Raw genomic sequence first — 24406 nt, 5'->3', positions numbered from 1 at the left:
TTGTTGAAAGATCATGCAAAACTGATGAGTGCCTTCTTAGCCTCGGGTGAAGTGGTGGGAAGGAAAAAGCTTCAGAAGATGATATTCATCGCCAAGAAGCTTGAATTCCCATTTCAGGAAAAATTTCAATTTCATTTTTATGGCCCGTATTCTGAAGAACTGACGCTGCGGGTGGAGGAGCTATGCAATATGGGCTTCATCTCGGAAATGAAAGAGAAAAAAGGTGGGTACTATCAATACCGCTACACCGTTACGAAAGAAGGAGAGGACTTCCTGGAACTTTATGAAAAGGATATGCCTTACCTGAAAGATTGCCTCACGGATATGAACATTCAATCGGCACGCTTTTTAGAGCTTGTTTCGACAGTCTTATATTTTGATAACCTTCCAAAAGAAGAAGTCGTGGAGAAAGTATTCACACTTAAGAGTAAGCAGAAATATACAGAAGAAGAGATTGACGAAGCCTTCGCCTACATCGAAGGATTAAGAATGAAAAAAATCGTTCAGTAGAGAACGTTCTTATATGATTGTGGGGATCATCCGAACCGGATGATCCCTTTTCCATAAAAATAAGTCACCGATAAGCTCAACGTTTCATCTGTTTACTTTGGAGCTTGATCCATTTTTTCGATGATTTGATCAAGCTTTTCTTCAATTTGTTTGTCTTGTTTCCGCTGCTCGAGCCTTCTGTTTCGAAACCCTTTCGCTACGATGAAAGCGGTCACCACAATAGCTAACAGGAAAGCCATCATGAACAGTTGGAAGAGTACATCGCCGAGGTTGATGTCCATTTTACTTCATCCTTTCCATAGGTGTATGGTATATCGTATTCTTCAGATGCAAATGGTACCCATTTTTTGTATTCAAATAGGCGCCGGGAGCAGGACGCGAAGTGAATCAAAGGGGAGAAAATAAGACAAGCCGGTTAAAAGGCAGAGAACACCAATTTATCCGGCTTATCTTATGGTTGTGCCTACTGGTCGCTGAGTCTCTTGCCACCGACTGCATAGTGACCTTTTGTCATTTCTTCAATGAAGACAACGATTTTTTCTTCAGGTGCTCCCGTTGTTTCGCTGACGGCTTCGGTTACTTTTTCGACGAGGGCACGCTTTTGTTCTTCTGAACGTCCTTCGAGCATTTTTACGGTGATATAAGGCATTATGGTTCGCTCCTTGCTTTTGGATTTGGTACAATCTGTGGTAGGCTCGTACATATCTGCCCCCCATTTAAATGTACTGGGTAGGGGATGAGAGAGCAAGTTTGGTATGATGGAAAGAGGAATAGTTTTCTTAGAGTCGTCATGCATGCAGGAATTTTTCTGTATACTATGGAATAAGGAAGTAAAACATTTTTTAAAGGAGTACATACTTTTGGATATATTAAGCTCTCTTTTTGAGTCCATTTCCGTCTTTCGTTTGGAAGAGCTCCCATTTGTCGTCATTGCCCTCGTCATGGCTTTTACGGTTCATGAGTTTGCCCACGCCTTTGTGGCATACAAATTCGGGGATACGACAGCGAAGGATCAAGGAAGACTCACATTAAACCCGATTCAACACCTGGACCCCCTGGGGACCATTTTAATATTAATCGCGGGGTTTGGCTGGGCGCGTCCCGTGCCGGTCATGAGGTCCCGGTTCAAGAATCCCCGTTTGGCGGGAGTGCTGGTATCGGTTGCAGGTCCACTGAGTAATTTTTTACTGGCATTCATTGCATTTGGATTTTTCTATTTCTTTGTAGGGGTGACGGGTGGAGTCGGAGTTCCTCCATTTGTCATTGACCTTTTGCAGATGATCGTTTACTTGAACGTATTGTTGTTTGTCTTCAATCTACTGCCATTTCCGCCACTGGATGGGTACCGGATCATAGAGGATCTGTCCCCGAATCATGTCAGGGCGAAACTGTCCCAGTATGAGCAATACGGCGTTTTACTATTTTTAATTATTGTGATCACCCCCCTGGACGAATACACGATCTGGCCATTATTACAGAGCGGTATGACAGCAACAAACCAGGCATTCAGTGCGATATTCACGACTGTTTTTTCAATCTTTAGCTAGAAGGAGTGAAGTTTCATGGAAAAGAAAAAAAACATTGGATTCAATATCATCAAAAGTGATCCCACTGACGGCCACGGCGGCTACGGAGTAGGATCATTGAGCCTTGACAATGTTTCCCCTGTGATGATTGATGTGGAAGAAGGAGAAGCGACGATCGAGATCGGTGCCTTGCATGCGAGAAGTCCCATCGAAAAAGGGATCAAATTCACAAATAACCGTGAGGACTCGGCTGGCGGTAAGACGTACTGGCTGATATGGGTGACCATCGACCGGATGGAAAACGGCCCGTATTATGCAGGTGTAACAGCGTGTGAGCTCGTCGTAAACCGTGAGAAGCGCAGGGGCTACAAGTCCATGCCGGAGCACGTGAATAATATGGATAAATCCATCAAGCGGAAGATCGTCCTTGATCATTTGGACGACAAATCCAAAGGAATTCTGATGGATTTCTTAAAGAAGCATGATGCCGGTATGTGGGAACGCTCAATGGATGAGCTAAAGGAAGCCTTAAAAATATAAAAATGTCGTTTTGTGAACAAACTGTGACACTTTTTTGAATATGTCGTTCACATCTTGCCCTTATGGAAGAAAAAAAGTACACTTAAATCACAGTTTGCACATAAACTAGGACATGAAAAACCTCGGGTTCGCACAAACCCGAGGTTTTTCGTTTTTTTTATAGATATATAGTGTGTGATTTGGGGTTGGTGCAGCCAAGTAGGAATCCGATATGCCACTTTTGGGTGAACTCTTTCCGCTTTTCTGTTTGTCTAGCTCCAGCGGCTAGAGGCTCGAGGTCATAAGCCAAACCTGCCACAAAGGCAAAGGGCGCCTTTCCGGCAGGTTCGACTTATGCTTGTCGCCTCTTCCCAAGCCGCCTCCGCTTTTCTGTTTGTCCAGCTCCAGCGGCTAGAGGCTCGAGGTCATAAGCCAAACCTGCCACAAAGGCAAAGAGCGCCTTTCCGGCAGGTTCGTCTTATGCTTGTCGCCTCTTCCCAAGCCGCCTCCGCTTTTCTGTTTGTCCAGCTCCGGCGGCTAGTCCCTCGAGGTCATAAGTCAAGAACGTCAGAAAGGCAAAGAGCGCCTTTCCAACGTTCTCGCCTTATGCTTGTCGGGCCTGAACAAGCCGCCTCCGCTTTTCTGTTAAAAAATCCAATCTTTCACTTTGTCATACCAAGATTTTTTTTCTTGTTCCTGTGGTTTTTCTTTCGGCGCTTCTTTTTCACCCAAGTGTTCATGGCAGTATTCTGTCGGTTCGGTTCCTTTAACGAAGTAGGTGAAGCGCTGTACGGGACAGTCTTCTGTGGCGAGCAGTCCGTTGTGGGGATTTACGGCTACGCCGACGACGCCTTTTGTTGGTTTGAAGTTTTTGACGGGTTCATCCTTTAGCGCTTCTTCCATGAAGTGTACCCAGATTTTTTTGGCATAGTATTTATCGTCCACGAGGGAGATTTCCTTTTCTCTATCGTATCCGGTCCACACACCAGCAGTCAGTTGGGGTGAGTATCCGATCATCCAGTTATCCGTATTGGTGGTACCAGATTTGCCTGCATATGGACGTGTCGCATCTTTACGGATTTGGATTCCTGTTACTGTCGAGTAATCATTGAGCTTAGGATCGAATATCCCGGTCAGCATATGGGTCATGACGTAGGTAAGGTCGGGGTCCAGCACCTGCTCTTTTTTCGTTTCCTTTTCATAGATGACGTTACCTGACCAGTCTTCCACCTTTGTAATAAAAACGGGCTTCACTTTGTAGCCGCCGTTGGCAAAGATGCTGTATGCGTTGACCATATCGATGACTCTTGCACCGGATGTACCGAGTGCAGATGAAGGGTACTTTTTCACTTTCGTCGTTAATCCGAACTTCTCTTTTGCCGCTTTCGTCAAGGTGTCCTGACCGATGAAGAGGTGTGTCTTTACGGCGTATACGTTATCTGAAAGAGCGATGGCTTGGGCCAGGGTGATGTCACCACCTGCATATTTATTGTTGTAATTATGAGGGGTGTACGACTTCCCGTTATCGAAGGTGAAAGACGTCAATTCGCTCTTCATCGTCGTGGCAGGCGTAAAGCCCTGCTTTAAAGCCGAATAGTAAAGAAGCGGCTTGATGGTTGATCCAGGTTGTCTGATGGCCTGAACTGCGCGGTTAAACGGACTTTCTTCATAATCCCGTCCCCCTACAAGAGCCGTTACATATCCATTTTTCGGGTTCATGGATACGAAGCCCAATTGAATATCAGATTCTTCGGAGATCTGTTCCTTTACCACTTTTTCGGCGACTTTTTGATGATCAGGGTTGAGAGTTGTATAAACCTTCAAACCGCCCATTTCGATTGTACGTTCTGCAATACCCAGGTCTGAACGGAGGATACTTTTCACAACATCTTGAAAATAAGGAGCGGTCTTCACCTTTTGGTGGGCGTGTTCCCCCGTGATGCGAATCGGTGCTGCTTTAGATGCAACCTGCTGCTCTTTTGAGATATAGCGGTCTTCGGTCATGGACTGGAGTATCAGTTCCTGACGCTTCTTGGCGTTTTCCATATGGGTGACCGGTGAATAATAGGACGGTGCTTTCGGTATCCCGGCGAGCATGGCGGCTTCTGAAACCGTCAATTGATTGGCGTCCTTGCCGAAATAATATTGACTCGCTGCCTGGACCCCGTATGCACCGTGTCCATAATAGATGGTATTTAAATAGCCTTCTAGAATGTCCTTCTTGGAGTAGTTCATTTCAATCCTGATCGTGTAGAGGGCTTCGGAAATCTTTCTCTTCCATGTCTTATCATGAGATAAAAATAGATTGCGAGCATACTGTTGTGAAATGGTGCTTGCTCCCTGCACCTTCGACATGGCTTTAACGTCGGCAATGACTGCTCCTGCCATCCGCTTCAGGTCAAAGCCGTAGTGCTGGTAGAAGCTTTTATCTTCAATGGAGATGGTCGCTTCAATGAGAGCAGGGGAAATGTCGTTCAGGCCTACCCAGTAACGCTTCTCGCCTGTATTCGTTTCTCCAATGACAGATCCATCCTCACCGTAGATCAGAGTAGATTGAGGGACGGCAAGGGGAGGTGGCCCCTGGACCTTGGCGTAGATTAAGATTCCCATGATCCCGACCAATAAGAGGACCGTAACCAAGAGTGCCCCAACCACTGCAAATCTCGCATATTTTTTTGTCTTCTCCATTCGAGCCATCAGTTCCATACCTCTCCCTACTTTCCCTACAGAGGCCCGCATGTTTTGAGGGACGGACCTTGAATTTTTTATATTGGTCATGAATGAACAGCGTGTAGTATTAGTATGAAAAGTTTTACGAGATTTTAAACGTCAAAGGTTTAGAAAAAATTTCACTTGAAATTTTGCTAGATTCCACTATACTTTTTCTCATGTTTGTATTTATCATGATAGGGAAGGATAAAAATGACGTCCGTTGCGGATGTTCTTATAAATAGGAGTAAAACCCGTTATGACAGGCTTTCGCTCAAAAGAGTGACCTGTTTTGCCCTGAGTTGAACGTGGGAAAACTCAAACTAGCGGTATATGATTTTTTACAGCGAAGAGCGGCAACAGAGAAAAAAACGATAAAAAATGAAAACCAGAAGGGAAGTTGAAACAATGAGTGGACTTTGGTACACAGAGAAACAAACAGAAAACTTCGGGATTACGATGAAAATCAAGAAGACTTTACATACAGAGCAAACGGATTTTCAATATCTTGAAATGGCTGAGACAGAAGAATGGGGCAATATGCTGTTCCTTGATGGAATGGTGATGACAAGCCAAAAGGATGAGTTCGTTTATCACGAAATGGTCGCGCACGTTCCATTATTTACTCACCCTAACCCTGAGAACGTATTAGTCGTGGGCGGTGGAGACGGCGGCGTCATTCGCGAAGTGTTAAAGCACCCAAGCGTGAAAAAAGCGGTTCTTGTAGAGATCGATGGAAAAGTGATTGAGTACTCGAAGAAGTATCTGCCTGAGATTGCTGGAGAGTTGGAAAATGAGCGCGTGGACGTGCAAGTGGACGATGGTTTTATGCACATCGCGAAAAGTGAAAACGAATATGACGTAATCATGGTGGATTCCACTGAGCCTGTAGGACCAGCGGTAAATCTATTCACGAAAGGATTCTACGCAGGAATCTCGAAAGCATTGAAAGAAGACGGAATCTTTGTCGCACAGTGTGATAATCCTTGGTTCAAAGCAGATCTTATTCGCCAGGTACAAAGTGATGTAAAGGAAATCTTCCCTATCACCCGCCTGTACACAGCGAATATCCCGACATACCCAAGCGGCCTGTGGGCTTTCACCATCGGTTCCAAAAAGCACGACCCGATCGAAGTGCCGGAAGAGCGTTTCCATGACATCGAAACCAAATACTATACACCGGAACTGCACAAAGCAGCATTCGCCCTACCTAAGTTCGTTAAAGACCTGACAAAATAAATTTGAGGGACGGACCTCAAATTTCAGCGTAAAATCGTTTAAATTCAAGGAGGGACGGACCTGAACCAAGGTCCGTCCCTCTAAAAGAGAGGTTGAAGAATATGCGTTTTGATGAGGCTTATTCAGGTAATGTGTTTATTAAGAGTCATCCTTCTTATGAGGATAGCCAGGTGGTTCTTTACGGTATGCCGATGGATTGGACGGTCAGCTATCGTCCGGGTTCCCGTTTCGGCCCTGCCCGTATACGCGAGGTGTCGATCGGTTTAGAAGAGTATAGTGCGTACCTGGACCGCGAGCTTGAAGAAGTGAAATATTACGACGCCGGTGACATTCCACTGCCATTCGGTAACCCGCAGCGGAGCATTGATATGATTGAAGATTTTATCGACGGTCTTCTTGGGGAAGGGAAAATCCCATTCGGTATGGGTGGGGAACATTTGGTGTCTTGGCCGGTCATGAAAGCTGTTGCGAAAAAATACCCGGACCTTGCCATCATCCATATGGATGCCCATACAGACCTTCGTGAAGAGTACGAAGGGGAACCATTATCTCACTCGACTCCGATCCGCAAGATCGCTGAGCACATCGGACCGAAGAACGTCTATTCATTCGGGATCCGTTCCGGGATGAAAGAAGAATTCCAATGGGCGAAGGAAAACGGCATGCATATTTCAAAGTTTGAAGTGCTGGAGCCGTTGAAGGAAATTCTTCCCGAACTTGCAGGGCGCCCTGTCTATGTAACGATTGATATTGATGTATTGGACCCGGCTCACGCTCCAGGAACAGGAACTGTGGACTGTGGCGGAATCACATCCAAGGAATTACTGGCATCCATCCATGCCATAGCCCACTCTGATGTGAATGTGGTAGGAGCGGACCTTGTGGAGGTAGCGCCGATCTATGATCCATCTGAACAAACAGCGAATACAGCAAGCAAGCTGATCCGTGAAATGCTTCTTGGCTGGGTGAAATAAACGCCCAAAGCCTCTTCTATTTGCAGAAGAGGCTTTTCTTTTACCATAAATCCGCTTACATACCTCCAATAAATGAAAACTCACCCTGTTCCATTGCAATTTCTCACAATACTTCTTATACTTAATTAGTTAGAAGGAAGGGACGTCTATAAGAGGGACGGACCTATCACTTGATCGGACCCTAAAAAGAAAAGGATGTGAGTGGTTTGACGGCAAAAGCAGAATCTACCCCTGTCAAAGTTCACTTGAAAACCAGAATCACTATCGGAGAGGAAAGTGACTCTTTTGAATTGGTATCATTTGGTCGATACTATGAAAAAGGGGATGCCATTTTTCTAAAATACGATGAAGTTCAAGAGGAAGGGACCACTCATACCATCGTCAAAGTCACAGATCGACAGGCCCTCATCCTCAGGAGCGGGGCAGTCAAAATGAGGATGGCCTTCAACGAGCTCGAGGAACAGAACGGATCCTACGAGAGCCAGCTCGGTACCCTCTTACTTACAACGAAAACCAAAACACTTTCACATACACAGAGTGACTCCAAGCTAGAAGGGGATTTCAACCTTTCTTATGAGTTAAAGATGCAGGACAGCCCGGTTGGGGATTATGTTATGTCCATTCACTATAAGGAGGAAGCATAACGATATGAATATCGTCGAAAAAGTACAAGAAAACCTGAAAGCCGAAATCAAAGCAGCGGTCCTGAAAGCGGGACTCGCAACAGAGGATCAGATCCCGGATGTCATCCTGGAGATACCGAAAGAAAAATCACACGGAGATTATTCAACAAATATGGCGATGCAGCTTGCCCGTGTCGCGAAAAAAGCGCCACGAATGATCGCGAATGACATCGTCGCTAACTTCGACCAGTCTAAAGCATCCATTGAAAAAATGGAGATTGCAGGCCCTGGATTCATCAATTTCTATATGAACAATGAATACCTGACAGACTTAATCCCGATGATTCTGGATCAGGATCAGGAATACGGAGAATCAAACGCTGGAAATGGTGAAAGAGTAAACGTTGAGTTTGTATCTGCCAACCCGACAGGTGACCTTCACCTTGGTCACGCCCGTGGAGCTGCAGTAGGTGATTCCCTATGTAACGTCCTTGAAAAAGCAGGGTATAAGGTAACCCGTGAATACTACATCAACGATGCCGGAAACCAGATCCATAACCTGGCGATTTCTGTTGAAGCCCGTTATTTCCAAGCCCTCGGAGAAGACAAAGCGATGCCTGAAGACGGATATCATGGAGCGGACATTATCGGTATCGGGAAGAAATTGGCTCAAGAATACGGCTCGAAATATGCTGAGGTAAGTGAAGAGGAGCGCTACAAGTTCTTCCGTGAATACGGCTTGAAGATCGAAATGGCCAAGCTTCAAAAGGATCTGGAAATGTTCCGCGTTCCTTTCAACGTGTGGTATTCTGAAACATCCCTTTATGAAAATGGGAAAATCGATGCTGCCTTGAAAACGTTGAGAGATAACGGTCATGTATACGAAGAGGACGGTGCGACCTGGTTCCGTTCAACAGAGCTTGGTGATGACAAGAACCGTGTTCTCATCAAGAATGACGGCACGTACACATACCTGACTCCTGATATTTCCTACCACCAGGACAAATTCGAGCGTGGACATGATGTACTGATCAATATTTGGGGTGCAGACCATCACGGATACATCCCCCGTATGAAAGCGGCCATCGAAGCACTGGGCTTTGATCGTGATAAATTGGAAGTAGAAGTGATTCAACTCGTACACCTTTATAAAAATGGTGAAAAAATGAAGATGAGTAAGCGTACAGGGAAGGCAGTTACGTTGCGTGAACTTGTAGAAGAGGTAGGCCTTGATGCGGTCCGCTATTTCTTCGCGATGAGAAGCGCCGATACGCATATGGACTTTGATCTGGACTTAGCGGTATCCCAGTCGAATGAAAACCCTGTGTACTACGCTCAATATGCCCACGCGCGTATTTGCAGTATTCTTCGCCAGGCAGAAGAGCAGGGACTTGCTTCAGAAGACAAGATCAACTTGAAACTGATCGGTACGGAAAAAGAAGTGGACTTATTGAAAAAATTAGGTGAATTCCCGCAAATGATTGCCGATGCAGCTGAAAAACGCACACCTCACCGTGTAGCAAACTATATCAACGACTTGGCATCTGCTTTCCACAGCTTCTACAATGCCAACAAGGTACTCGATGAAGAAAATCGTGAACTGACGACAGCACGTCTCGCTTTAGTGAAAGTCGTACGTGTCACGTTACAAAACGCTCTCGCCTTAATCGGTGTAGCAGCTCCGGAAAAAATGTAAACACAAAAGGTCCGTCCCTCAAAAGGGTGGACCTTTTTCTTATAATTCTCCTGCTTTAACGTATAATAATGGAAGACGAATGGAGGAGAAGAATGTTATGAAAACTGTAGTGTTGGCCATTGTAACCGGGTTTTTAGTTGGGTTTATCTTCGCTTTATTTAAGCTGCCGATACCGGCACCGCCTGCCCTTGCAGGAATTGCAGGAATCGTTGGAATCTATCTTGGGTTTAAAGCCTTTATGGCGATTCAGCCCTGGATCGAATCGGTCTTCAAATAAAGTGTACATATGAAAAACAATCCCCCTAAAGTAGACGGAATTAAATGTGGAACACTTGATGAAAAAAGTCGATCGCATAGGGGATAATCATCAGAAACACGTAAAAAAAGAATTCTGAAGCGGAAATGGACGTTTATTAAAGTTGCTTTCGTAGCGGATGGATTCAGTTTCTATATAAATGAACACACACTCCCAGTGAGTTAGAGTGGTACTTACTGCAACAAAACAAAAAGAAGACGAACACCAAAATGTCCATCTTCTTTATTTACCACTCCAAAGCTCCGCCACTGACCCGCTTCACCCCACGGATGGAAGAGAGATCTTCAATAAGCTTCAGCATGGCCAGGTCCTTGTGCTTGGCTTCGATCATAAAATCCACGTCCTGATTGAAGGTCTTCAGAGTTTTGAAGAATCCTTCCACAAAATCCGGATCTACCTTGTCAGCATGTGAGCGGAAAGCTTTTTCGGATTTGGGGGAGGAGATATGTATTTTCGGAACTAAATCTCTCCTGTCCCATGTGGCGAAAATATTTTCAAGATAATCCTCAAGAGGCTTTTTACTTGGGTTGGCCATGTGATGGTGAATGTCCAGGACCATGGGGACGTCCTCTTTTTGACAAACGTCCAATGTTTCTTCGACCGTATAGGTTTTGTCGTCATTTTCCAACGTCATGACCTCTTTCACATTACCCGGAAGGTTCTTCAGATTCTCATGAAAACGGACTAAGGTTTCTTCCTTATCCCCATAGCTTCCGCCAATATGAATGTTAATGACGGAATCCTTCTCGATTCCCATATACTCAAGCATCCGGTAGTGATACACCATATCTTTTACGGCATTGTCTGTCACATGCTGCTTGGGACTCGTGAACAGGGTGAATTGGTTGGGGTGAAAGCTTGCCCTGATTCCAAACATTTTGATCAGATCTCCAAGTTCTTTCCACTCCCTCTTGAATGGGGAGTAGAAGTCCCACGCCACTTCCGGGTGGGTGGCAAGGGGAACGAGGGAACTGGATAATCTGTACAGTTTAATTTCGTGGGCCGCGCACAGATACAGGATGCGTTTCGTATGTTCCAGGTTTAACCTCGTCACTTCCTTCAGGCGATCCATACGCTCGTTCTTAGGTAATTCAGTATATCGTTTATAAGTCATCGTTTTAGCAGGGCTTGCATCCCATAAAGAAAGGGAGTTAGCCACGAAACCGAGTCGGACTTTCATGCGTCATCCCCCTAAAGTAAGATTGAAATGGAGGAAGCGATGCGTTCCTTTAATCGGGTGAGCATGGAAACCGAAGAGAGGTCGCTTTCGCTTAATAGATCAGATGCCTCCATGTCTTTTTCCATTTCCCTTTTCAACGTTTTGATAAATCCTTTGTCGTAAATCAGATTGTTGATTTCTAAATTGATAAAGAAGCTTCGTTTATCAAAATTTGCTGTGCCGATATCACAGAAGTGGTCATCGACGACCATTACTTTCGCATGGTAAAAGCCGTTCATGAATTGATATACTTCTGCTCCTTTTGCGAGGAGAGGTCTCAAATATGGAAAAGCAGCTTCCTTCACTAACAGATGATCGGCATTATTTGGAATAATGATTTTCAGTTTGACGCCTCTATCCAGTGCACTACAAAGGGCATCCATCAATATCGGAGTGGGAATAAAGTATGGGGTTCCGATAATGATTTCCTTTTGTGCTTCATCGATGAAATTTCCAAAGAATTCTTCGATGTTGATCCCTTCTGTTGGAAAGATCTGATGTTCTATGTTTCCTTTTTCAGCAGGGGGAAAATACTTCGCTTCGTCCTTTAAATCTTTATGTGTAGTTCGAAACCAGTCTATGCAGAACTCTGTCTGTAAATCGTGGACACCCTCTCCTACCAGGTGGAGGTGATAATCCCTCCAAGGGGAGAGTTCGGGCTTCTCATTTTCATCGATATATTCCTTCCCGATATTATATCCGCCCAAATAACCGATCTTACCATCGATAACGGTAATCTTCCGGTGATTACGCTGCTGAGAGGAAAAGAACAGATAGGGAAGTTTGACTATCTGGGAGAAATCAACCTCGACACCAGCATGACGAAGTTCCTTTACCTTCGATTTAGGAAGGTTGTGACTGCCGATCTGATCCATCAACAGTCGGACCTCAATGCCTTCTTTGGCTTTACCTTTGAGTAACTCCAGGAACCTGAGGGCAAAATGGTCATCCTGCACAATATAAAAGGATACATGAATAGAAGACCTGGCTTCTTTCATCTCTTTGAACATTTGATCAAAAAGCTCAGGTCCCCTTGAAAACAATCGAATAGTACTATTCCGTTTTTCGTAATCTCTTCTTGTCCGGGTCCGGATAAAATGACTTCTTCCCAATTTGAAGTCGAGCATTAGCCATCCGATAACAGCGGCAAGGATTAACAGCAGAATTAACCACCACATAAAATCACTCTCTCATTTGCATTGTCTTTAGTATGTCCCGAATTTTATGTACTTTTGCATCCTTTTCTTCTTTTCCCTCGTAAGTCCTTTTGAAACCTGTGGGGGGTACAAATAGTCCTGTTTCTTTTTATGAACTGAATGATCATTCATGAAAAGGTTTTCATTTTTCTTGGGAAAAACCATTGACTGAATGCTCATTCATAATATAATGGAGATAAGAACTATTCAGAATATTAATTTGGTTTGTAAAAGTTTGAACAAAGGGGAAGTTCAATTCAGACCAAATAAGGGGGAGTGTTGTCTATGAATGGGTTACTCATTCTCAATTGGGTTGCGTTTATACTCGTGACCGTTTATGCACTTAGTCTGTTTGTGTATGTAGTAAAGACGAGAATTGAATATATTAAGCTCGGGAAAAAAGTGGAATTCGATAAACGCTTCAAAGAGCGATTCCAGAAAATCCTGGTCAATGTCTTCGGGCAGAAAAAACTTTTGAAAGATAAGAAAAGTGGAGCGATTCACGTGATGTTTTTCTACGGATTCATCCTGGTGCAATTCGGGGCCATCGACTTTATCTGGAAAGGACTTGCTCCGGGAAGTCACTTACCATTAGGTCCATTATATTCTGGATTCACGTTCTTCCAGGAGCTTGTCACACTCATGATCCTGGTAGCTGTCGTCTGGGCATTCCATCGCCGATATGTGGAAAAACTGGTTCGCTTAAAGCGGGGCTTTAAGTCAGGACTGGTTCTCTTATTCATCGGTGGACTAATGCTGTCCGTTCTTGTAGGAAACGGAATGGGACTTATCTGGCACGGAGAAGAACTTGCCTGGACAGAGCCTGTTGCGTCACTGATTGCAGGGGCATTTGGAGGCATTGGAGAAACGGCTTCCATCGCCATTTTCTATGTGGCATGGTGGATTCACTCACTATTCTTACTGGCATTCCTTGTGTATGTGCCGCAATCCAAGCATGCACATTTAATCGCAGGTCCTGCCAATGTTTATTTCAATCGCTTAGACAATCCTGGGAAGCTTAAGCCGATCGACTTTGAAGATGAATCAGCCGAAAGCTTCGGTGTGGGAAAAATAGAAGAATTTACACAACACCAAATGATCGATTTCTATGCTTGTGTAGAATGTGGTCGTTGTACAAATATGTGTCCGGCAACAGGAACAGGGAAAATGCTTTCCCCGATGGATCTCATCGTCAAGCTTCGTGATAACCTGACCAATCATGGTGCAGTCGTTACACAGAAGAAGCCTTGGGTTCCGACATTTGCATTCAATGGCACAAAGGGGAATCAGTTGGCAATGGCAAGTGCCACTCAAGCAGCAGAAGAAGCAGCTGCTGGTGCTGCATACAGCCCGAGCCTGATCGGCGATGTCATCACTGAAGAAGAGATATGGGCATGTACTACTTGCCGTAACTGTGAAGATCAATGCCCCGTTATGAACGAGCACGTAGATAAGATCATTGATCTTCGTCGCTACCTGGTTCTGACAGAAGGAAAGATGGATGCGGATGCACAGCGTGCCATGCAAAACATCGAGCGTCAGGGAAATCCTTGGGGATTAAACCGTAAAGAACGTGAAAACTGGCGTGAAGCGAGAGAGGATGTCACCATTCCTACGGTAAAAGAAATGAAAAAAGCAGGGGAAGAATTTGAATTCCTTTTCTGGGTGGGATCTATGGGGTCATTTGATAACCGCAGCCAAAAAATCGCGTTATCCTTTGCCAAGCTGATGAACGAAGCAGGCGTGAAATTCGCAATCCTTGGAAATAAAGAAAAGAACTCCGGTGATACACCGCGCCGACTTGGAAACGAATTTCTGTTCCAGGAGCTTGCCGGTCAAAATATCGCAGAGTTTGAAAAGCATGAAATCAATAAGATTGTGACGATTGATCCTCATGCCTACAACATTTTCAAAAATGAGTATCCGGACTTTGGTCTGGAAGCTGAAGTGTACCACCATACCGAACTTCTGCATCAGCTGGTACAGGAAGGGCGCCTGAAACCGCAATACGAAGTGAACGAAACGATCACCTTCCATGACTCCTGTTATCTGGGACGTTACAACGAAGTATATGACCCACCGCGTGAAATCCTGAAATCAATCTCCGGCGTGAAATTGATTGAAATGGAACGAAACCGCGAAAAAGGCATGTGCTGTGGTGCAGGTGGAGGACTTATGTGGATGGAAGAAGACGCAGGTCACCGGGTCAACGTTTCCCGTACCGAGCAGGCACTGGCTGTCAGTCCATCGGTTATCAGCTCAGGCTGCCCATACTGCCTGACCATGCTGTCGGATGGAACGAAAGCGAAGGAAGTGGAAGAAAATGTTTCCACTCTGGATGTGGCAGAAATTCTCGAGAAAGCTGTTTGTGGTGATCCAAAGGACCAGTCGGCTGCTTCGTGAAAAATAGTATCAGATTAATAATGAATCGTCCGCACATTTGATAGGAACATTCAGGAGTAAAACAAAATAGTCTCTATTTCGTTTTACTCCTATTGTTTTTCTACAATAGTAAATATAATAGAAAAATAAAAACTTTCTAAAAAATCAATGCGTTCGACCTGAATATGGAGTACAATAAAGATATATAAGGGACAAAAACTGTCCCTTCTCTTATGCGGAACAGGTGAGCGAGCGTTCAGTCGAAAAAATTTTAGGTGAAATTGAAAGCGTATACAATGTTGCTTTTGTCGAATCAAATCTTTCACATATAAAGGAGAGCGATTGTGATGGGGAAAACGGTTATTTTAGATGGAGCCAGAACGCCTTTCGGTAAATTTGGAGGAAGTCTGAGCAGTTTTTCAGCTTCTGAACTCGGAGGCTTTGCTGTGAAGGAAGCCTTGAAACGAGCCGGTGTAAGTGGAGAAGAGGTAGAAGAAGTTATCCTCGGATCTGTTTTACAAGGGGGACAGGGGCAAATCCCATCCCGACAGGCATCTCGCCACGCAGGGTTACCTTGGAATGTCAAAACAGAAACGATCAATAAAGTTTGTGCGTCAGGAATGAGGAGCGTCACACTCGGAGATCAGATCATCCGTGCAGGCGATGGTGAAGTCATCGTGGCAGGCGGAATGGAATCCATGTCCAATGCACCTTACATCCTGCCAAAAGCTCGATGGGGATTTAAGATGGGAGACTCACAGGTGAAGGACTTGATGGTTCACGACGGATTGACATGCAGCTTCAACAACGTCCACATGGGAACGTACGGAAACGAAACAGCGAAAGAATTCGAACTATCAAGAGAAGAACAGGACAGGTGGGCGTTAAGAAGTCATGAACGCGCTGTAAAAGCGACAGAAGAGGGCCTGCTTGGTGAAGAAATCGCTGCTGTGGAGGTTCCCCAACGCAAAGGGGATCCGGTTGTCTTCTCGAAAGATGAAGCACCTCGTAAAGAAACATCCATCGAGGCGTTGGCTAAATTAGGCCCTGTCTTTGGATCAGAGGGAACGATCACAGCAGGGAACGCACCGGGAGTCAATGACGGAGCGGCTGCCATGGTCCTCATGAGCGAAGAAAGAGCCTTGAAGGAAGGGAAACAGCCGTTGGCGACGATCCTTGGCCACACTGCGATCGCCGTTGAAGCAAAAGATTTTCCGCAAACACCGGGACTTGTTATTAATGAGCTTCTCAAGAAAACAGGGAAATCCCTTGAAGAAATCGACCTGTTTGAAATCAATGAAGCATTCGCAGCCGTTGCCTTGACAAGCGGGAAGATCGCAGGTTTGGATCCTGAGAAAGTCAATGTGAACGGTGGAGCGGTGGCACTGGGTCACCCGATTGGGGCAAGCGGAGCACGCATCATCCTGACGCTCGCATATGAGCTGAAACGACGCGGAGGCGGTGTAGGAATTGCTTCGATCTGCAGTGGAGGCGGTCAAGGGGATGCGATTATGATTGAGGTAGCAAAGCAGTAGAGTTTTGGATCGAGGGTCTCGATTATACATGATGCATGGATGCCTGCAGACGATAAAGGTTCAGCTGCTGAATTCGCCGTTTGTTACAACAGGTGAATGACTTCAAATAATCAGCAGCTGACCATCACAAAGTCAAACTTCACGTAAAACCGACTAGATTACTAGTTTTAATCGTAGCAAAGGGGAGAACAAAATGAACATCAAAAACATAATGGTCATCGGCGCAGGGCAAATGGGCTCAGGAATCGCTCAAGTTTGTGCGCAGGCCGGATTTAACGTATATCTGAACGATTTGAAAGAAGAGCTTGTTCAAAAGGGAATCGGCGTCATCAAGAAGAATCTGACGCGCTCCGTAGAAAAAGGGAGAATGACGGAAGAAGATAAAACCGCGACCGTGGACCGTTTGACGGCTTCAACGAATATTCACGATGCCAAGCACGTGGACCTTGTCATCGAAGCAGCCGTTGAGAATATGGACATCAAAACAAAGATCTTTGCTCAATTAGATGAGATCACACCAGAGCACACCATTCTGGCTTCTAACACTTCTTCTCTTCCGATCACCGAAATTGCCGCAGCGACAAAACGTCCAAAGCAAGTGATCGGAATGCACTTCATGAACCCGGTGCCGGTGATGAAATTGGTTGAAATCATCCGTGGCTTGGCAACGACCGATGAAGTCTATCAGGTGATTGAAGATATGACGAAATCTCTCAATAAAGTGCCGGTTGAAGTAGAAGACTTTCCGGGATTCGTTTCAAACAGGATTCTGATGCCGATGATCAATGAAGCGATCTATACCCTTTATGAAGGAGTGGCTGGCAAAGAGGCAATTGATGAAGTGATGAAGCTCGGTATGAATCATCCGATGGGACCTCTTACGTTAGCAGACTTCATTGGACTCGATACATGCCTGTACATCATGGAAACCCTGCACGAAGGCTTTGGAGATGATAAATACCGCCCATGTCCACTGCTTAGAAAGTATGTGAAAGCAGGCTGGCTGGGACGTAAAACGGGCCGTGGCTTTTATTCATACGAGTAATAACGACGAACATCAGGGAGGAAACAGTCATGGAGTTACGATTCACGGAAGAACAGCAGATGATGAGAAAGATGGTCAGGGATTTTGCCGAAACGGAAATCCAGCCGTTTATAGAGAAGATGGAAGAAGGACAGTTTCCTAGAGAAATTTTAAATAAAATGGCTGCCCTTGGTTTGATGGGAATCACGACTCCTGAGAAATATGGCGGTTCTGAGATGGATTTCACCTCGTATATCATAGCCATCCATGAGTTGTCGAAAGTAAGCGCCACCATCGGGGTGATTTTATCTGTTCATACGTCAGTAGGAACGAACCCCATCCTTTATTTCGGGAATGATGACCAGAAGCGAAAATATCTCCCTAAACTTGCTTCAGGACAATACCTGGGTGCTTTCTGCCTGACAGAACCAAGTGCAGGCTCCGATGCGAAGAGCCTCAAATCCCGTGCTGAAAAGCGTGGTGACCACTATGTGTTGAACGGATCGAAAGTCTTCATTACGAATGGTGGCGAAGCCGATACGTATATTGTATTTGCAACCACAGATCCGACGAAAGGCAGCCGGGGGGTCTCTGCCTTTATCGTAGAGAAAGATACATCTGGTCTTGTAATCGGAAAAGACGAACATAAGATGGGCCTTCACGGTTCCAGGACTGTTCAACTGACTTTTGAAGATATGAAAGTCCCGGCAGAAAATCTTCTGGGTGAAGAAGGGGAAGGCTTTAAGATCGCCATGGCCAACCTTGAAGTGGGCAGGATCGGTATCGCCGCACAAGCCCTTGGAATCGCGGAAGCAGCATTTGACTATTCAACGGCTTATGCAAAGGAGCGGGTGCAATTCGGTAAACCGATTGCCGCCCAGCAAGGAATCGGATTTAAGCTTGCCGATATGGCGACGGCCGTTGAAAGCTCGAAACTTCTTGTGTACCGGGCGGCGAATCTCCGTTCGAACAACATTTCCTGTGGAAAAGAAGCAAGTATGGCAAAGCTGTTTGCTTCGAAAACAGCTGTTGAAGTGTCGACGGAAGCGATTCAGGTTTACGGTGGATATGGATATACAAAGGAATATCCCGTTGAGCGCCTGTTCCGTGATGCGAAGGTGACGGAGATTTATGAGGGAACGAGTGAGATTCAGCGAATGGTGATTGGGAAGAATTTGTTGGTTTAGGAAGGGGTTAGTTTGACCCGCTGGAGGGGTGTAGTCGTACATACATTCTGAAGCGTGTCATGCACCCGATATAGATTGAGATGTTTAGTGGCGTAAAGGGGTTTGTGGCATTGCTTGCTTTTTGAGGGTGCCAGACCCGGACAAATTTAGTTATGGGGGAATTACGATGAATTTTAGATTATCGGAAGAGCATGAAATGATACGGAAGATGGTGCGTGATTTTGCGCGGAATGAGGTGGCTCCTACTGCTGCTGAGCGTGATGAGGAAGAGCGCTTTGATATGGATTTATTCAAGAAAATGGCGGAGCTTGGATTGACGGGGATTCCTTGGCCGGAAGAGTATGGCGGCATCGGGAGTGATTACTTAGCGTATTGCATCGCCGTTGAAGAGCTTTCAAGAGTGTGTGCGTCTACGGGGGTAACCCTTTCGGCCCATACTTCCCTTGCAGGATGGCCGGTATATAAATTTGGTACAGAAGAACAAAAGCAGAAGTACCTTCGTCCAATGGCCCAAGGTGAGAAAATCGGGGCTTACGGATTGACTGAGCCAGGTTCGGGATCCGATGCTGGCGGTATGAAAACGACGGCTCGTTTAGAAGGAGACCATTACGTATTGAATGGCTCTAAAATTTTCATCACAAACGGTGGAATCGCTGATACGTATATCGTATTTGCTTTGACAGATCCTTCCCAGCGCCAACGTGGAACCAGTGCGTTCATCGTAGAGGCAGACTTCGAAGGATTCTCTGTAGGAAAGAAAGAGAAGAAGCTCGGGATTCGGTCATCTCCAACCACTGAGATCGTATTTGAAGATTGTAAGGTACCAAAAGAGAACATGCTTGGGAACGAAGGCGATGGATTCAAGATTGCCATGATGACACTTGATGGCGGTCGTAACGGGATTGCCGCTCAGGCGGTGGGGATTGCCCAAGGGGCTCTGGATGCGTCTGTCGAGTATGCAAAAGAACGCGAGCAGTTCGGTAAGCCGATTGCAGCGAATCAAGGGATTTCATTCAAGATCGCTGATATGGCAACGTCCATCGAAGCTTCCCGTCTACTAACCTATCAAGCTGCCTGGTTGGAATCAGAAGGTCTTCCGTACGGAAAAGAATCGGCGATGTCGAAGCTGATGGCCGGAGATACAGCGATGAAGGTGACGACAGAAGCAGTTCAGATCTTTGGCGGATATGGTTATACGAAGGATTATCCTGTGGAGCGTTATATGCGTGATGCGAAGATCACTCAGATTTATGAGGGAACGCAGGAAATTCAGAGATTGGTTATTTCGCGGATGGTGACGAAGTAAGGGATTGGTTTAGAAGGATTTCTTTATGGGGATGTTGTGGTAGGTTTTGAAGCGTGTCAGGCACCCGATTGGTTCTGTGATGTTTCGTGGCGTAAAGGGGTTTGTATGATGCAATCTCTTTTTGGGTGCCAGACCCGGTATGTAGGATGAATAGGTTAAGAGAGATAGATAACCATCTGCTTTGTTGGGGGATGAGGCGGGTGATTTGGGATTAGGGGTCAATGGGAGAAATGGATAGTAAAGGCGGTCGGTTGTTTTGAATAAGAAGAGGGAAGTTCATGCTTCGGTTAAGGATGAGCGTTTAGTGGAAAAACGGCGTGATCAGATGATTCGTGGAGCCGTCTCTCTATTTAAACAAAAGGGGTTTCACCGCACCACGACTAGAGAGATCGCAAAGGCCGCCGGATTCAGTATCGGAACGCTATACGAATATATCCGAACAAAGGAAGATGTCCTGTATTTAGTGTGTGACAGCATTTATGAGCAGGTTCGATTGGAGCTTGAGGAGCTGGACGTAGGAAAAGGGACGCTAGAGAGCTTAAGGCTCGGAATCGCCCATTATTTTCAGGTGATGGACCGGATGCAGGATGAAGTGCTCGTCATGTATCAAGAAGCGAAATCTTTGTCAAAGGATGCCCTTCCGTATGTACTGCGCAAGGAACTTGAAATGGTGGGGATGGTGGAAAATCTCATCAAAGGCTGCGTGGAGAGCGGGAAGCTTGAGCTTGATGAAGATCAGTGCCATATGCTGGCTCAGAATGTATTCGTTCAGGGACAGATGTGGGGATTCCGTCGGTGGGCGATGCAGAAACGTTTTACACTTGAGGAATACATCAATCTTCAAATCGAACTCACTTTTTCAGGCATCATCGGATTTGAAAAACAAGGGAGAACAGGGGGAGTAATATGAGCACGGTTGAGATTTATAAGCCAAAGCACCATGTTCGTTTTGTCACGGCATCGAGCCTGTTTGACGGACATGATGCGTCGATCAACATAATGCGTCGGATTATCCAGGCAAGTGGAGCAGAGGTGATCCACTTAGGTCATAACCGTTCTGTAGAGGAAGTCGTCAATGCCGCTATTCAGGAGGATGTTCAGGGGATTGCGATTTCGTCCTATCAGGGTGGACACGTAGAATACTTCAAATATATGTACGACCTTTTGAACGAAAGAGGGGCATCCCATATCCGTATTTATGGCGGAGGCGGCGGAGTGATCATCCCACGTGAAATCAAGGAACTTCACGAATACGGGATCGCCCGCATCTTTTCACCTGAAGACGGCCGTACGCATGGTCTTCAGGGTATGATTAATAACATGATTGAAGAATGTGATTTCCCCACTATTAAGGGAAGCGTCAATCAAGAAGTTGAAAAGCTGTCGACTGGAAATGTGAACACGGTTTCGAAGCTGATTTCACTCGCCGAGTACCAAGTGGGGGCGAATGAAGAAGTGGCTGCAACCGCTCAAACCGTTTTCTCTGAAATCAAAAGCCTAGTAAAAAAAGCACCTGTGTTAGGGATTACAGGGACGGGTGGAGCAGGGAAGAGCTCTTTGACGGATGAGCTGATCCGTCGTTTCATCAATGAACTTCCTGAAAAGAAAATTGCGATATTGTCTATCGATCCAACGAAACAAAAGACGGGGGGCGCCCTATTGGGTGACCGTATCCGCATGAATGCGATCTTCAATCCACGTGTCTATATGCGCAGTCTGGCTACCCGTGGATCGAAAACGGAGCTTTCCCTGGCCATCAAGGATGCGATCAACGTAGTGAAGGCTGCAGGGTATGATCTGATCGTCGTAGAAACAAGCGGGATCGGACAGGGGGATGCGGAAATCGCTGAAATCTGTGACATGTCCATGTACGTCATGACAAGTGAGTTTGGTGCTCCGTCCCAGCTTGAGAAAATCGATATGATTGATTTTGCCGACTTGATCGTCATCAATAAATTTGAGCGAAAAGGCTCAGAGGATGCAAGACGTCAGGTGCAAAAGCAATACCAGCGCAGTCACTTGCTTTTTGATAAGGATTTAGATGAGATGCCGGTATACGGAACGATTGCGAGTCAGTTCAACGATCCGGGAACGAATGCCTTGTTTGCGGCGATCATCGAAACCGTGAACACGAAAATGGAGTTGGACTGGAAAACAAGCTTCTCCAAAGACGTGGATGTAGAAAAGCAAAACGTCATCATTCCAAACAATCGCCGTTACTATCTTCGTGAAATAGCAGAAACTGTCCGTAACTATCATAAAAAAGCCGAAGAGCAAGTGAACCTCGCCCGTCGCCTGTTCCAGCTTGAAGGGGCAATCGAAGCGGTTACTGAAAAAGAGACGAATGAGAGTGTCGTCACATCCCTTCAAACCTTAAAAGAAGAAGTCGAAAATAAACTGACAGCAGAATCAAAACAGATATTACAAAAGTGGGATAATCTCAAAGATACCTACAGCAAAGATCAGTTTGTCACGAAAGTCCGGGATAAAGAAATTGTCACTGAATTAAAGACAAAAAGCTTATCGGGACTTGATATCCCTAAGGTTTCCCTTCCAAAATACAAAGATTACGGTCAAATATTGGATTGGGTCTACAAAGAGAACGTTCCAGGTTCTTTCCCATACACAGCGGGAGTATTCCCATTCAAGCGCAAAGGGGAAGATCCAAAGCGTCAGTTTGCAGGAGAAGGCACGCCTGAACGGACAAATCGCCGCTTCCATTACCTGTCGAAGGATGATGATGCGAAACGACTGAGTACGGCCTTTGATTCGGTAACGCTATATGGTGAAGACCCGGATCTCCGTCCGGACATTTACGGGAAAGTCGGAGAGAGCGGCGTGAGCATCTGTACATTGGAAGACATGAAGAAGCTGTATGCAGGTTTTGATCTGTGCGCGCCTTCTACGTCGGTATCCATGACGATCAATGGTCCTGCACCGATCATCCTTGCCATGTATATGAACACGGCGGTTGATCAGCAGATACGCATGAAGGAAGAGGAGCTTGGACGTGTCCTCTCGGTGGAAGAATATATAGAAGTGAAGGAACAAACGCTTCAAGTCGTCCGTGGAACCGTTCAGGCAGATATTTTAAAAGAAGATCAGGGACAGAATACGTGTATCTTCTCAACCGAATTTGCCCTTCGCATGATGGGGGATATCCAGCAGTATTTCATTGATCACAAAGTACGAAACTATTACTCTGTATCGATTTCAGGTTATCATATCGCCGAAGCGGGAGCCAATCCAATTTCTCAGCTTGCCTTCACATTGGCGAACGGGTTCACGTATGTGGAATATTATTTAAGCCGTGGAATGGATATCAATGCCTTTGCACCAAACTTATCGTTCTTCTTCTCGAACGGCCTCGATCCGGAGTATACGGTGATCGGCCGGGTGGCACGCCGTATTTGGTCAACGGTTATGAGGGATAAATATGGTGCGAATGAACGCAGTCAGAAATTGAAGTATCATATTCAAACATCCGGGCGTTCCCTTCATGCCCAAGAGATTGATTTCAATGACATCCGTACAACGCTTCAAGCGTTGATGGCCCTGCAGGATAACTGTAACTCCCTGCATACTAACGCCTATGATGAAGCTATTACGACACCAACGGAGGAATCCGTCCGCCGTGCCATGGCAATCCAGATGATCATCACGAAGGAACACGGATTATCCAAAAATGAAAATCCCCTTCAAGGGTCATTCATCGCAGAAGAGCTGACCGATCTGGTAGAAGAAATGGTCCTCACAGAATTCGACCGCTTAAATGATCGCGGAGGCGTTCTCGGATCGATGGAAACTCAGTATCAACGCGGGAAGATACAAGAGGAATCCATGTTCTACGAAATGAAGAAACATTCCGGGGAACTGCCGATCGTAGGAGTGAACACGTACCTGAATCCAAATCCACCTTCAGAAGAAGACATGGACAGCATGGAACTGGCACGTGCAACGAAGGAAGAAAAAGAAACACAAATTCAAAACCTGCGCGCATTCCAATCACAAAACAAAGATCAAACCGAAGAAGCCCTCACCCGCTTAAAACAAGCAGCCGTGGGCGGAGGAAACATCTTTGAAGAGCTTATGGAAACAGTAAAAGTCGCAAGCCTCGGCCAAATCACACGGGCCCTTTACGAAGTAGGCGGACAGTATCGTCGTAATATGTAACAAATAAAAGGAAGATGAGACTACTGTAGAAGTGCAGTGGTCTCTTTTTTACAGTGGGCTAATCTAATAATGGATGATCATGGTGCATAGTAATGATGATAGTGTGTTATTTTTTCATTCAGGCAATCAACAGAGCATATCTCATAAAAGAATAAAAGAAACAACAACAAGTTTAAAAACGCACCAAATCGTCTATCCTTTAAACGATATCAACCAATTTTTAACACGATCTTAATAGTTACAGGGTAAGATTTCCTATATAATAAGAATTG

At 45.6% G+C, this 24406-nt stretch carries 20 protein-coding genes; 15 read left to right on the top strand and 5 right to left on the bottom strand.

What is annotated here, in order from left to right:
- Positions 1–510, top strand: coding sequence for a YwgA family protein (locus BAA9072_RS09845; RefSeq protein WP_201714506.1), 510 nt, complete (start codon positions 1–3; stop codon positions 508–510).
- Positions 511–602: 92 nt separating this feature from the next.
- Here the strand turns inward: BAA9072_RS09845 and BAA9072_RS09840 are convergent, their stop codons facing one another.
- On the bottom strand, positions 603–791 hold the full coding sequence (locus BAA9072_RS09840; protein ID WP_201714505.1) for a DUF4083 family protein: 189 nt from the start codon (positions 789–791) through the stop codon (positions 603–605).
- A 182-nt stretch (positions 792–973) separates the two neighbouring features.
- Positions 974–1159: a 2-hydroxymuconate tautomerase gene (locus BAA9072_RS09835; protein ID WP_034765056.1), complete on the bottom strand. Its 186-nt coding sequence runs from the start codon at positions 1157–1159 to the stop codon at positions 974–976.
- A gap of 292 nt (positions 1160–1451) precedes the next feature.
- On the opposite strand from BAA9072_RS09835, the gene BAA9072_RS09830 reads away from it, so the two are divergent.
- Together BAA9072_RS09830 and BAA9072_RS09825 are read left to right on the top strand one after the other, a co-directional pair.
- Positions 1452–2057: a site-2 protease family protein gene (locus BAA9072_RS09830; RefSeq protein WP_230980819.1), complete on the top strand. Its 606-nt coding sequence runs from the start codon at positions 1452–1454 to the stop codon at positions 2055–2057.
- A gap of 15 nt (positions 2058–2072) precedes the next feature.
- Positions 2073–2576, top strand: coding sequence for a YwhD family protein (locus BAA9072_RS09825; RefSeq protein ID WP_201714503.1), 504 nt, complete (start codon positions 2073–2075; stop codon positions 2574–2576).
- A gap of 624 nt (positions 2577–3200) precedes the next feature.
- Here BAA9072_RS09825 and BAA9072_RS09820 read toward each other — a convergent pair.
- The gene (locus tag BAA9072_RS09820) at positions 3201–5261 is read right to left on the bottom strand and encodes a transglycosylase domain-containing protein (protein ID WP_201714502.1); all 2061 of its coding nucleotides are present in this window, start codon (positions 5259–5261) and stop codon (positions 3201–3203) included.
- A 411-nt stretch (positions 5262–5672) separates the two neighbouring features.
- Between BAA9072_RS09820 and speE the strand changes: the two genes are divergently transcribed.
- The 5 genes from speE to BAA9072_RS09795 all read left to right on the top strand — a co-directional run bounded on the left by speE (position 5673) and on the right by BAA9072_RS09795 (position 10073).
- On the top strand, positions 5673–6503 hold the full coding sequence (speE, locus tag BAA9072_RS09815; RefSeq protein WP_060674316.1) for a spermidine synthase: 831 nt from the start codon (positions 5673–5675) through the stop codon (positions 6501–6503).
- Between the two features lie 101 nt (positions 6504–6604).
- Positions 6605–7477, top strand: coding sequence for an agmatinase (speB, locus tag BAA9072_RS09810; RefSeq protein WP_201714501.1), 873 nt, complete (start codon positions 6605–6607; stop codon positions 7475–7477).
- A 206-nt stretch (positions 7478–7683) separates the two neighbouring features.
- Complete coding sequence (locus BAA9072_RS09805) at positions 7684–8121, top strand: DUF1934 domain-containing protein (RefSeq protein WP_201714500.1); 438 nt, start codon at positions 7684–7686, stop codon at positions 8119–8121.
- Between the two features lie 4 nt (positions 8122–8125).
- Positions 8126–9796 (top strand): arginine--tRNA ligase, encoded by a 1671-nt coding sequence (argS, locus tag BAA9072_RS09800; RefSeq protein WP_201714499.1) that lies wholly within the window; start codon positions 8126–8128, stop codon positions 9794–9796.
- 97 nt (positions 9797–9893) lie between these two features.
- Positions 9894–10073: a XapX domain-containing protein gene (locus tag BAA9072_RS09795; protein WP_032086963.1), complete on the top strand. Its 180-nt coding sequence runs from the start codon at positions 9894–9896 to the stop codon at positions 10071–10073.
- Positions 10074–10338: 265 nt separating this feature from the next.
- Here the strand turns inward: BAA9072_RS09795 and uvsE are convergent, their stop codons facing one another.
- Positions 10339–11292 carry a UV DNA damage repair endonuclease UvsE gene (gene uvsE / locus BAA9072_RS09790; RefSeq protein ID WP_201714498.1) on the bottom strand — a complete coding sequence of 318 codons (954 nt, stop codon included), beginning with the start codon at positions 11290–11292 and terminating at the stop codon, positions 10339–10341.
- An 11-nt stretch (positions 11293–11303) separates the two neighbouring features.
- Positions 11304–12509, bottom strand: coding sequence for a cardiolipin synthase (gene cls / locus BAA9072_RS09785; RefSeq protein WP_201714497.1), 1206 nt, complete (start codon positions 12507–12509; stop codon positions 11304–11306).
- A 303-nt stretch (positions 12510–12812) separates the two neighbouring features.
- Between cls and BAA9072_RS09780 the strand changes: the two genes are divergently transcribed.
- From BAA9072_RS09780 to icmF, 7 genes are all read left to right on the top strand, one after another.
- Positions 12813–14930, top strand: a complete 2118-nt coding sequence (locus BAA9072_RS09780; RefSeq protein WP_201714496.1) for a 4Fe-4S dicluster domain-containing protein — start codon at positions 12813–12815, stop codon at positions 14928–14930.
- A gap of 326 nt (positions 14931–15256) precedes the next feature.
- The gene (locus BAA9072_RS09775; RefSeq protein ID WP_201714495.1) at positions 15257–16444 is read left to right on the top strand and encodes an acetyl-CoA C-acetyltransferase; all 1188 of its coding nucleotides are present in this window, start codon (positions 15257–15259) and stop codon (positions 16442–16444) included.
- 193 nt (positions 16445–16637) lie between these two features.
- Positions 16638–17489: a 3-hydroxybutyryl-CoA dehydrogenase gene (locus tag BAA9072_RS09770; protein ID WP_201714494.1), complete on the top strand. Its 852-nt coding sequence runs from the start codon at positions 16638–16640 to the stop codon at positions 17487–17489.
- 29 nt (positions 17490–17518) lie between these two features.
- Entirely contained in the window at positions 17519–18655 is a 1137-nt protein-coding gene (locus tag BAA9072_RS09765; protein ID WP_201714493.1) for an acyl-CoA dehydrogenase, read from the top strand.
- A gap of 166 nt (positions 18656–18821) precedes the next feature.
- The gene (locus BAA9072_RS09760; RefSeq protein WP_201714492.1) at positions 18822–19961 is read left to right on the top strand and encodes an acyl-CoA dehydrogenase; all 1140 of its coding nucleotides are present in this window, start codon (positions 18822–18824) and stop codon (positions 19959–19961) included.
- 256 nt (positions 19962–20217) lie between these two features.
- Entirely contained in the window at positions 20218–20871 is a 654-nt protein-coding gene (locus tag BAA9072_RS09755) for a TetR/AcrR family transcriptional regulator (RefSeq protein ID WP_230980814.1), read from the top strand.
- Complete coding sequence (icmF, locus tag BAA9072_RS09750; RefSeq protein ID WP_201714491.1) at positions 20868–24134, top strand: fused isobutyryl-CoA mutase/GTPase IcmF; 3267 nt, start codon at positions 20868–20870, stop codon at positions 24132–24134. The genes BAA9072_RS09755 and icmF overlap by 4 nt, the downstream gene beginning before the upstream one ends.
- The last annotated feature ends 272 nt before the right edge of the window (positions 24135–24406 follow it).

Origin of the sequence: Rossellomorea arthrocnemi, from assembly GCF_904424705.1 — a bacterium.
GTDB classification, from domain to species: Bacteria; Bacillota; Bacilli; order Bacillales; family Bacillaceae_B; genus Rossellomorea; species Rossellomorea arthrocnemi.
The sequence above is the reverse complement of the archived record's forward strand: the minus strand, read 5'-3'. Positions and strand labels throughout refer to the sequence as shown.